This is a genomic window from Pseudonocardia sp. ICBG1293 (assembly GCF_020131355.1).
In the GTDB taxonomy this organism is placed as follows: domain Bacteria; phylum Actinomycetota; class Actinomycetes; order Mycobacteriales; family Pseudonocardiaceae; genus Pseudonocardia.
Genome location: NZ_JAHLEL010000001.1, coordinates 48,392 through 59,749, shown reverse-complemented (window position 1 = coordinate 59,749; position 11,358 = coordinate 48,392). Strand labels below are relative to the sequence as shown.

Annotated in this window: 7 protein-coding genes and 1 pseudogene; 5 read left to right on the top strand and 3 right to left on the bottom strand. The window is 67.7% G+C overall.

Going from position 1 to position 11,358, the window contains the following annotated elements; all coding sequences use genetic code 11:
* Both KPF47_RS00260 and KPF47_RS00255 read left to right on the top strand, forming a co-directional pair.
* Nucleotides 1–810, top strand: an 810-nt coding sequence (locus KPF47_RS00260) for a hypothetical protein (RefSeq protein ID WP_224386188.1), incomplete at its 5' end; no start/stop codon positions are given.
* Nucleotides 801–1,298, top strand: coding sequence for a GNAT family N-acetyltransferase (locus KPF47_RS00255; protein WP_308015276.1), 498 nt, complete (start codon nucleotides 801–803; stop codon nucleotides 1,296–1,298). The genes KPF47_RS00260 and KPF47_RS00255, both read left to right, overlap by 10 nt.
* Before the next feature lie 1,454 nt (nucleotides 1,299–2,752).
* On the opposite strand, the pseudogene KPF47_RS00250 reads toward KPF47_RS00255, so the two are convergent.
* A pseudogene (locus tag KPF47_RS00250) lies at nucleotides 2,753–3,816 on the bottom strand (IS630 family transposase).
* A 212-nt stretch (nucleotides 3,817–4,028) separates the two neighbouring features.
* On the opposite strand from KPF47_RS00250, the gene KPF47_RS00245 reads away from it, so the two are divergent.
* Together KPF47_RS00245 and KPF47_RS00240 are read left to right on the top strand one after the other, a co-directional pair.
* Nucleotides 4,029–4,565, top strand: coding sequence for a hypothetical protein (locus KPF47_RS00245; protein WP_224386164.1), 537 nt, complete (start codon nucleotides 4,029–4,031; stop codon nucleotides 4,563–4,565).
* Nucleotides 4,566–4,623: 58 nt separating this feature from the next.
* A complete protein-coding gene (locus KPF47_RS00240) occupies nucleotides 4,624–4,932 on the top strand; it encodes a hypothetical protein (RefSeq protein ID WP_224386187.1) in 309 nt (102 codons plus the stop codon).
* 25 nt (nucleotides 4,933–4,957) lie between these two features.
* Here KPF47_RS00240 and KPF47_RS00235 read toward each other — a convergent pair whose 3' ends face one another.
* The gene (locus tag KPF47_RS00235) at nucleotides 4,958–5,680 is read right to left on the bottom strand and encodes a hypothetical protein (RefSeq protein WP_224386162.1); all 723 of its coding nucleotides are present in this window, start codon (nucleotides 5,678–5,680) and stop codon (nucleotides 4,958–4,960) included.
* 321 nt (nucleotides 5,681–6,001) lie between these two features.
* Here KPF47_RS00235 and mobF point away from each other — a divergent pair, with 321 nt between their 5' ends.
* A complete protein-coding gene (mobF, locus tag KPF47_RS00230; protein ID WP_224386161.1) occupies nucleotides 6,002–10,291 on the top strand; it encodes a MobF family relaxase in 4,290 nt (1,429 codons plus the stop codon).
* Nucleotides 10,292–10,570: 279 nt separating this feature from the next.
* Here the strand turns inward: mobF and KPF47_RS00225 are convergent, their stop codons facing one another.
* Nucleotides 10,571–11,299 carry a hypothetical protein gene (locus tag KPF47_RS00225; protein WP_224386160.1) on the bottom strand — a complete coding sequence of 243 codons (729 nt, stop codon included), beginning with the start codon at nucleotides 11,297–11,299 and terminating at the stop codon, nucleotides 10,571–10,573.
* Nucleotides 11,300–11,358: the final 59 nt, after the last annotated feature.

Here is an 11,358-nt window from a genome sequence, read left to right as displayed (position 1 = left end):
TCGTCGCGTTCGCCTGATTGGACTGCCTACCGGAACCATCGACCCCGCACGCAGTGCTGGCGTCCTCGACGTCTCGACCGACGGAGCCCACGATGCCCTGACGCCCATCATTCCGAACCTGACGCGACCCGTGGCCGGGCGAATCACCCCAACCAGCTCATCGTCGAGACGGTCGACAGCATCAGCGACATCGCGGAGCCCGAGTATGAGGTCCTGACCCGCGGCCGTTCTTTCTACGTCGCGCGCCCCTGGCTCCTTGCTGTCGAGTACGCCCGCGGCGGTAACGTCCGCTACTTGTGCTGCCGTTACGGTCTCCATCGAAGCTTGGTCGGTGTGCTTCCCGTCTACGGGGAGTCACCCGGCCCATATCACCTCTATGAAACATTCCTCAGCCGATCGCACGCTCGCTTCGCTCGCGATGAGTGGTCACCGGCCGCGTGGGTCGGCGCCCAAGCCGTTTACTCGACAGAGTTCGCGATCGACCGCGCACTCGACGCCGTCACGGCCGAGGCCGTCCTCTCAATGCTCCTTGATGCAGCGGGCCATGGGCCGGGGACTTCGCGCGTGCCCCTTACTGCGCTGCACCTCAACCCGGTGGGAAGAGCGCAGCTTCGTGCGCTCGGTGTTCATGATGACGCCTTCTTCACGACAGGTGCGAACTGCGTCATCGACATCGAACACGCGACCCTCGCCGAGTACATCGACGCGCTCGGTGGCCGTCAGCGGCGGGAGATGCGGCGTGAACAAAGAATCTTCGAAGGTGCCGGATACACGTTGTCGCGACGGGGTTTAAGCGATGTGTGGATGTAGCCGCCGTGTTGTGCACGCAGTTGCAGAGCAAGTACGGCGACCACGCTTCCTCCGTTACGGCTCGCCGGCAGTACATGACGAAGCTCGCCGAGGCTGCCGACGACCACAGCCATGTGCTTCTCCTCGAGGACGGCGAGCGCGCCGTCGGCGTCGTCATCTGCTTCGCGTGGGGCAACACACTCTACGTCCGACAGGCAGGATTCGACTATGCGCGAATCGGCCGCAACTTCGAGTACTTCAACCTTTGCATCTATTCAACCGTCCACCTTGCGATGCAGCAGTCCCTGCAGGCGGTGCATCTCGGGATGTCCTCATACACGGCCAAGCTCTCTCGTGGCGCGCGGATCGAACGTCTGGAGGGCCTCGCGATGTCCGCGACGGGAGAGTCTCCTACCGACCAAGAGGAGTTTGCGCGACGGCAGGACGGCCTGCGGTCGATGTTGGAGCGCGGCGACGGACGCGAGATCGACCGGGACGACAGCAGGTGATCGGCACACCCGCCTTCACCAGCAGCATCGGAATCGATGCGGGACAGGCGCGTGGGCAGTGAGTCAATGGCGTGAGGCTTCGCCCCTGGCGCGCCTGCTGCTCGTCGTGGTGCTCATGACCGGAGCCACCACATTTATGTTCGTACCGCTGCTCGCGCTGAGGCTGGATTCAGCGGGGCTCACGACGGCGACGGTGGGGCTCGTCGCCGGTTTATTGGCATTCTCGAGCCAGGCTTTCTCCCTAGTATGATCGGGTGGATCGTCGACCGTACTCGGCTGCGTTTCGTGCTCGCCGCGGGCTTACGGGACGGATCGCTGGATACCTCGTCCTCATCAGTGCGCTGAGTGAGCCGAATGACGACCCGAGTGTGCCAGCCCTAGTGGTCGGCGTGGTTTGTGTCGGGGTGGGGGGGTTCCCTGCTTACCCTCGCAATCAGATCGAGCTCGTCCGGCAGTGGTACGAGTAGCAGAGAGTGCTAGCGCTACGGCAACATTCTTGAATACAGGAGTCGTCGCCGGCCCCGCGCTCGGCGCCGCGGTCTATCCGGTCGGTTTTACTGTCATCCTATGCGCCTGCATCGCATCACACCTGTTTGTCACGCTGCTCTTCTCCCGTCGCCTCACTGCGCCCAACTTCTTCGCGATGACACGAGGAAGGCAGCCGAGCCGAAGGAGGCCGAGCAGGAAACGACCTCATGGCGATCTGCGATTCGCTATTGGGCGCCCTTGCTGCTGCTTTCTACTATGTTTGGTTCTACAGCCAATCAGTGTAATGCTGCCACTGTTGGCTCGAGAGTTGACCGGCACCATCGCGGCCGCGTCTGCTCTCTTCACCATTAATGGCATACTTTGCGTACTCTTTCAGTACACATTGCTGCAGCACGTGTTCTCCCGGACGTCCGGAGAGTGCTGCTGATCGTCGGTTTTGGATCTTTTGCGGTCGCGTACGCCGTATTGATCCCGTTCAGTGGGTGGGGTGCCCTGCTGGCCTATATTCTGCCCATGACTTTCGCTGAGCTGTTGATTGGCCCACTCTGGACCAAGAGATCGTCAAGTAGGTTCGCTCGGTCGTGCCGGAGTTGCGCTGGGCGCCGTTACGCTAGCAGGGTCGATCGGGACCCTGCTCGGATCGTGGGGCGCGGCGGATCTATTAGACGCCTTTCAATCGAGCGATGCTGCATGTGCGTACTTTGCGGGATCTCCCTTTTCGCAGTTATGGTGTGTGTTCTAGTTCCGCAGAATCAAGAAGATCTGGGTCGTAGTTCCTCGGCAAGTTCTCGCACCACCCCTAGACCTGCTGACCTATGCGGCCTTCGACCTCTTTGGAATTTAGACACAGAGTTATCGTCGCGAAGTATGCAGAAGCAGTATACTGCGGTGGGCTGCGCATCACTTCAGCACTGGATAAAAGTTCCCAGGCTCTGCATTATCAGACATTTCGGGCGCTTGCAGGGCTAGTGTCGCGTAAACGATGTTCTTTGACCGGGTCGGCAGTGGTTGAGTAGGTGGTCTGCGGGTTTGGTCCAGATGAACGGGTGGCAGCGTTCGTTCCAGCCGTCGATGAACCGGCCGATCGCGCCGATCAGTTCTCTGACGCTGCCGAAGCTGCCACGGCGAATGGCCTGGCGGGTGATGACCCCGAAAAAGACCTCGACCATGTTCAGCCACGATCCCGAGGTCGGGTGAAGTGCAGGGTGATCCGCGGGTTGCGGGCCAGCCAGGCCTTCACTGCGGGGTGCTTGTGGGTCGCGTAGTTGTCCACCACCAGGTGCAGCTTGCGCCGCGGGTAGGCCTTCGCGACCTGCTTGAGGAACCGCAGGAACTCCTGATGGCGATGCCGCGGCAGGCACGCCTGCTCGACCCGCCCGGTCGCGACCTCTAACGCCGCGAACAGCGTGGTGGTGCCGTGACGGACGTAGTCATGCGTCCGTTTCTCCGGGATACCGGGCATGATCGGCAGGATCGGCGCTGTCCGGTCCAGGGCCTGGACCTGGGATTTCTCGTCGACGCAGAGCACGACGGCCTTGTCCGGCGGGTTCAGATACAACCCGACGATGTCGCGGACCTTGGCTTCGAGCTCGGGATCGGTGGAGAACTTGAACGTCTCGGACTTCCACGGCTGCAGCCCCCACCGCCGCCAAATCTTGCCGATCCACACGTGGGAGATCCCGAGCTCGGCACCGAGCAGCCGTGACGACCAGTGCGTGACTCCGAGCCGCTCAGGCGGCGGTTCCAGCGTGGCGAGCACGACCGCGACCTCGTCGATCACCGGCGGCCGGCCCGCCTTGGGCCGGTCGGCCAGCCCGGCGATCCCCTCAGCGGCGTAACGCTTCTTCCACCCGATCACCGTCGCCTTCGACGCCCCGACCAGTGTGACGATGTCCTTGACCGCCACCCCGTCCGCGGCCAGCAACACGATCCTGCCCCGTCGGGCCAGTCCCGCCGAAACCGACGAGGAACGCAGCCAGGACTCCAGCACCTCGCGGTCGGCGGCCGGAACGTCCACGGTCACAGTCAACGGCACAGCTCATGATCCCGTAAACCAGCCCGTGAGTAAAGTAACCTAGTTACCGCAACACTAGTAACGGCTCCGGGTCGCGTTTCGGCAGGTCGGGCGAGCCGATAATCAATATTATGTTCGATCGAGCCTTGTTGGGTCGCTTGCTCATGCTAGCTAAAGCTAGCGTCAGGATACCCTGACAGGGGAGATCGTCAGGGTATCCTGACAGTATGGGGTGGACCTGGGACACTGGTTACGGACCGGCCTACGAACACGAGGGCTACGCCGCCGTAGTCCTCGATGGCGACACGGTCACCGGGATCCACGACGATCTGACCAACAGTCGGTTCGTGGGCTGGCGCGCCGCGTGTGTCTGCGGTTGGCGCGGGGAGAGGTTCTGGTCCCGCGCGGAGGTGGTGGCCACGGACTCCTGCTACGCCGAGCAGGTCGCGCTCTATCCGAGTTCAGCCAGTGTCGCCCCGGAGTCGGTGGAGGGCCCCGAGGAGGGCGAGGGTGCGCAGGGACAGTGGCGTACGCACCTGGGCGAGGCGCTGCCGGGGCTTGCGGTGCACGATGCCGCGGTTCGGTTGGCTGAGATCCGCGAGGAGCTGGACACCGCGGTCGGCCGGGCCCGGGCTGCCGGGGCGTCCTGGACAGTGATCGGTGACGCGGCCGGCCTGACCCGCCAGTCGGCCCACGAACGCTGGGGAGCGGCCTTCCCGCCCCCGCCCCGTTCGACGGAGGCCAGGACGAGGAGCACGCGATGAGCACCTGCACCCACCCCGGGCGCACGTCCACGGCTTGGTCGGTTCCGGACCGGTCGCCGTGGCGCCCGAGGAGACCCGTCTTGCCCTGGAACCGGCCGAGTGGGGCCACCTCGACGGACCGTTGCGCCGCGGGGAGCGCATGTCGGCTGCGATCGGGGCGTGCAGCAGTTGCGGGGCGCTGGTGGTGTCGGTGTCGACCTGGCACCCCGCCGACGGTCAGGGGGAGCACGCGGTGCAGTACCGGACTCCCTGGACTGCGATGCACGGTCCGAACTCGGCTGAGGCGGTACCGGCCGATCCTGCGGCGCGGCCGCCGCTCCCGGTGACGCTGGTGGGGTTCGGCGGTCAGGATCTGACGCCCCGTTGAAGCTGAGCCAAGGGACCGGCGGGTGCTATCGGGGGAGCCAGTCCCACCGGTCCGGGGACCGACGGGCGGCTGCGGCCGCGAGCGAACCCAGTGGTTCTGAGGCGAGGTCGTGCACGCAGGTGAGTAGCTCGACGGCGCGGTCCCCGAGCTGATGGCGCGCGGCTGCGGCTTCGTCGTGGGGAGTGGCCCCGCAGACGGTGCAGCAGTACCGCCCGAACCCGGTCCGGGTGATCTGGCAGTCGCGATCGAGCGCGGTCACCACCTCCACCAGGACGTCGGCGGGGTCCCTGCCGGTCCCGGCCAGCCGCCGACCGGAGGCACACGAGAGTTTCCCGGCGCCGTCGATGTCGGTGATCGGCAACGAGGGCCGGAGCATTTCCGTCCATTCCCGGGTGGCCCCGTTCTCCGTCATCTGCGGTGACGGATTGATGATCCCGTTCTCGTCCCACACAGGGCTGTCCGGATCGCCCCACACCTGGTAGCTCCGTTCGAGACGGGCGCATTCCTCCGGTGTGAGAACGACCCCGGTCGCGATTACGCGGGTCACCACTGCCGACCGGCACCGCCGGAATGTCTTGGGGAAGTGGCGGTAATCCGGGTCCGGCCGGTCGACTTCCGGCCGCACTTCGTAGACGTCTCCCGGAATCGTGCGGCCGAACGGATCCACGTAGCGGCTCGCGTAGGCACGGGCGGAGCCCTCGTCAGCCGTGACGTACACCCAGTCCGGCGAGTACTCCGCCCCCGCCATCGCGTAGGTGTAGGCGATGCCGAGCGCCGTAGCGCTGACCAGGCGCGCCCCCGGGCGCAGCCCTGGCGTCCCGCCGTGGAACCAGCGTCCTGCACCGCGACGCCCCGGCGTCGTGTCCTTCGACCGTCGCGCGCCGCTGCCGCGACGCCTGTCTCTCGATGTCGCCACAGGCGCACCATACGAGCCGCCACCGACACCCAGCTGTCCGTTGCACGCTCAACCACAACCCAACATCAGCACCTGCACTCAGCCACTTTTCGATCATCAACACACACCTATGCACAGTGTTATGATCTTGGTCGGCTCCGGTACGATGGGCTCGTGCTGCGCATCACCGCCATCGGCTCCGGAGCGGTCGAGTACCTGCTCCGCGGGTCGGGCTGCCGCGAGCACGCTCACGAGGCGGCTGCCGGGCAGCAGGGGCCGGGGTACTACACCGCAGCGGTGGAGCACGGCGAGGCCGTCGGGCGCTGGGCCGGGTCGGGTATGGAGGCAATGGGCCTAGATTTCCGCGACGGGGACTCTGTGAATCCGGATGACGTTCGGGCGGTTTTCGGGCAGCTCCGTCGACCGGAGTCGACCGAGGAGACGCCGGTCTATCTGGGTCGCCGGCCTGCGAAGTACAAGACTGAGCAGGAGCGATACGACGCGCTGGTCGCGAAGGAGTCCGGCGAGGTGTCGCCGGAGCGTGAGCGGGAGCTGCGCAACCAGGCAGCTACGGATGGTCGGCGTCCCGTTGCCTATTACGATTTCACGTTCAGTGCGCCGAAGTCGGTGTCGGTTTACGAGGCAGCGCTTAGGGCTACGGGAAACGTTGAGATGGCGGATGCGGTTTCCGCTGCGCATGACCGTGCAGTCGGTATCGCGATCGAGTACGCGGAGTCGCGGATTGCTTTCACACGGACGGGATGGCATGGGCGGTCGGTAACCGGGAACGAGTCGATCGGGCGCCACGAAGCCGGTACCGGAACGGTATGGACATTGTGGCGGCACTCGACCAGCCGGGAGAACGAGCCCCAGACGCACACCCACGCGGCTCTGCTCAACCGCACGGTGACCGCTGATGGGAAGATCGGGGCACTGGACGGGGCCGCGTTCCGGGCCTACAAAGAGGCCATCGACGCCGCGTACGTCCGGGCGTTGGAGCAGGAGGTCACGACCGCGTCCGGTGCGAGGTTCGAGCTGCGCCCGGACGGAGTGGCCCGCGAGATCGTCGGTGTCGATGTCGAGCTGATGGCCGAGGCGTCGACCCGGCGCGGTCAGGTGACCGAGCTGGTTGCCGAGCGCGTGGCGCTCTACCGAGAGCGGCACGGCCAGGAGCCGGACGCGGCGGCAATGAAGCGGATCACCGACATGGCCGTCTACGAGACCCGCAAGGCCAAGGGGCCCGAGGCCGGCCCCTCTGCGGTGGCTGGATGGAGCGAGCCGCGGACAGCTCGGCTGGCCGCGATGGTGGCCGAGGTCGAAGCAGCCGGACACCGGGCGGACGGGGACGGCCGGGCGGCCACGGCCGCCGTGGCCGGGCAGCCCATCACTCCGGACAGAGTGTCCGCGGTGCAGCTGCGGGAGGTGATGGCGGCCGCGGTGGAAGACGTGCAGGCGCAGTACGCGGTGTGGACGTTCGGGAACCTCGCGGCCGCGCTGGACAAGCGCCTCGGTGACGCGGCCGCGCTGGGCGTGTCTGTGGCCGAGCGACCCGCCCGGTTGGAGGAACTGATCCGGGACGCACTGCGGACGGTCGAGGTTGTGAAGGTGTCCGCACCGGACCCCGTTGAGGTGCCGGAGGGGTTCCGGCGGGCGGATGGTGCGTCGATCTACCGGCGGGCGAACGGGGAGCGCTACGCGACCGCCGCGCACCTGGCCACGGAGCAGCGTGTGGCCGCCCGGATGGCCGCCGCGCGGACCCCGGACACCGCGGCGGCGGACGTGGTTGCGCTGCGGGCACGGCTGGACGGGGCGGGCCTGTCCGCGGACCAGGTGGCCGCGGTGGTCGGGGTCGTCGAGTCCGGCCGCGTCGGCGACTGTCTCGTGGGTCCGGCCGGGGCCGGGAAGTCCCGCACGGTCGGTGAGCTTGCCCGGGTGTGGGGTGAGTTCACCGGTGGGCGGGTGCTCGGAGTGGCGACGTCGCAGATCGCGACGCAGAACCTTGCCGGGGACGGGCTCGAAGCGATCAACACGGCCCGGTTCTTGCAGGCGTTCACCCCGAATGAGACCGGTCAGGTGCGGGACCGGCTGCAGGCCGGTGACCTGGTGATGGTCGACGAGGCCGGGATGTCCTCGACGCAGGACCTGGATCGGATCGTGGAACTGGCCGCGGCTGCCGGGGCGAAGGTCGTCATGACCGGGGACCCGTACCAGCTCGATGCGGTCGGGGCCGGCGGACTGTTCGCGCACCTGATCGCCGAGCACGGCGCGCACGAGCTGCGGGAGGTGCACCGGTTCACGCAGGAGTGGGAGCGCGAAGCCAGCCTGGGTCTGCGGATCGGCAACGTCGCGGCGGTGGACGCCTACGCCGACCGGGGCCGGTTGCGCACCGGCACGGTCGAGGAGATGCAGGACGCCGCGATGGAGTCCTACCTCGCAGACACCCTCGCCGGAGACGACGCGCTGCTGATCGTGGGAAGCAACGCCGACGCTTCAACCTTGTCTACGAACATCCGTGAACGACTGATCGAGCTGGGCCGGGTCGAAGCGCAGCCGGTCGCGCAGCTGGCCGGTGGTCAGGATGTGAGTGTCGGGGACCGGGTGCAGGCTCGGATGAACGACTACCGGGCGCGGGTCGACCAGCGACCCGGTGCAGCCGGGGAGCCCGACCCGGTGACGAACCGGGCGCTCTACACCGTGATCGGACGCCACACCGAGTCCGGGGCGCTGCTGGTCCGTGACGAGGACGGCGCGACCGCGCACCTGCTGCCGCAGTACGTGCGTGAGCACGTCACCCTCGCCTACGCGGTTACCGTGCACGCCGCCCAGGGCGTCACCGTGGACGCCAGTTACCCGGTGGTGGACCGCGACGCCAGCCGCGAGGCGTTCTACGTCGCGATGAGCCGTGGCCGAGCCCGCAACATCGCGCACCTGGTCACCGAGCGGGCCCCTGACGAGCATGCTCCCGAGCGGCTGGTTGAGTCCGCGCGGGAGCGGGCCGTGGCGATCCTGGCCACCAGCGGGGCGCAGCGCACCGCCACCGAGACCCTGCGCGCCGGGTTGCGGGACTCCGGCAGCTTCGCGATGGCCGCCGCGACCCTCGACGTCGCCGCCCAGGACCACGCACACCACCGCTACAACCTGGTGCTGGCAGAGATCCTCGGTCCGGAGCGCATGGCGGCCGCCGAGCAGGACCGGGCCGGATACGGGCGGCTGCTAGCGGCCACACGAGAGGCCGAGCTGGCCGGGCACGACCCGACTGTGCTGCTGGCGGAGGCGGCCGGGGTACGGGGCCTGGACACCGCCGACAGCGTCCCGGACGTACTGCGGTGGCGGCTGCGGAACCTGACCGGACTGCGTGAACCTGAGAGGGCCGTGGACCCGGCGAACTGGACCACCCGAGTCCCGGCACCGGATGGCACCGAGGCCGGCCGGTTCGTCGCCGAGCTGGCCGCGGCCGCGACCGATCGGCAGGCGCGCCTGGGCCGCCAGCTCGCCGCCGAGCCGACCGCGTGGGCGATCTCCGGACTCGGCGAGGTCCCCGACCCCGCCGATGTCGCCGCACACACGGACTGGCAGCGGCGCGCCGGAGCGGTCGCCGCGTACCGGGAGCTGCACCGCATCCCCGACAACCAGGAGTCGATCGGGGCGGCCCCGTCGAGGGAGCACCCGCTTCAGCGCGCTCTCTGGACCGACGCGCGGACCGCGCTCGGCGACCAGGACGCCGTCGTGGACCACCGGGCCCTGACCGACGGGCAGCTCTACGCGCGCACGGAGCGGTGGGAACGCGAGCAGGCCGCGGCTCCGGAGTGGGTCGCGGACAAGCTCGCCGACGCCCACCGCGCGACGCATGAGTACCGCACCCGCCACCGGCTGCTGTCCGGTGAGATCGAGGCCGCCGCAGCGGCCGACCACCCTCGCCACCATGAAGTGGCTCAGATGGTCGACGAGCGCGACCAGGCGCAGCGGATGATGGGATGGCACCAGCAGCGGGCCGCTGTACTCGAGACCGGCTATGCCGAGCGCGCGAAGTGGGCCGAGGCCAACCGCGACGCCGCCGACGACGCCCGACTCGCGGCCGAGGAACTGGCCCGCCGCAACCGCGACGCCACCCGCGCCGGGGTGGACACCGCGAGTCCGCGGACCGTCGATGCCGCTCCCGAGCACACGAGCGAGGGCCAGCAGGACACCACGCAGCGGCCAGACGCCGTCCCGGCACGCCAGCGCGTCGACGGGCACGAGCAGGGTTCGACGCTAGCCGCAGAGATGGACAGGTTGCGAGCCGTCTGGCAGGAAGCGGCTGAGGCAGGTGCGTTCCGCCGCGGCGAGGACTCCGGCCGGGAGGCCAGCCGTCAGCAGGCTGCCGCAGAGACCGCCCGTCAGCAGCGCAACCGCGGGTACGAGCGACCCCATCACCAGGTTCAGGAACAGGCTCAGGAGATGGACGGCCCGAGCCTGGGCTACTGACTCCTACCCACGGTGTCCGGCCCGTATAGGAAGATCTTGGCGTCTCTAGCGCAGGCGCTCGTGAGGCCTTTGCTGGCTGGACAGTCTCACGAAAATGCGTAAGGCCGTGCTCCCGGTCTGCCCCAGGTCACACGGCCTCGCGACTCGCTCAGCACCCGCGGTACCGCGCTGACCTGGAATCTATCAGTCCCGCTGCGAGCGTTCCGGCATGAACGGACCTATGCGAGGGAGCAAGTGCACGAGTGCACAAACACAGGAGTGCACTCGTGCAGTCTTAAGTTACCGGGGCGGGCGGGAAGTGCTGTTGCGCGCGATGAGCGCGGCGTCGGCGGCCATCATGTCGAGAGCATCGCGGCTGGGCTGCTCCCAGGTCGTGCGTGGCCCCCACGGAGACGGGCATACGCCCAACGCGGCATCCCAGATCGTCGCGTTCTGATGACTCATGATCCGCCTGTAGACCGGCGGGTCCAGGATCTCGAAGGCGTACCCATCCGGCGGCGGGCCCCACCGGCATCCAAAGCGCTGCTCAGTTAGCTCTCGAACAGCGTCGACGGCGATCGCGCTAGCAGCTCTAGCGACCCGACGGAGTCGAGGCGAGTCGACAGGTAGTCGTCGACCGTCTCGCAGACTCACGGCGGTCCGGCCGACGTATAGGTGGTGGTGGATCCGGATCATGCTGAACCCCGGCACAGTGCTCTCGCCGTAGGCCGTGAGATCCAGACGTGCTGGAAGTGAAATGCCTTGTTCGTCGACGACGTATCCGCCCATCAGCTGCAGCTGTGCCGTGGTGCGGTCCATGACCTGCTCGTACAGCGCGAAGCAGGCGCGCCCGTCTTCCTCCCGGCCGGCCTTGAACAGATCGTCGACGAACAGGGAGAACGACTGCGGCGCCCGGAACTGCACGTCCAGGGCATCGGCCGGTGGACCGCTCCCCCGATCCTCAGGGGCGAACAACCGCCCGGGCTGCACCCGGGTCTCTCCGATCCGCCCCATGCCCACCACCTCCACCTACGAGCCTGCACCGACGGTAGCGGCCCCCACCGACACCAACTGCGGAGTGCACAAGC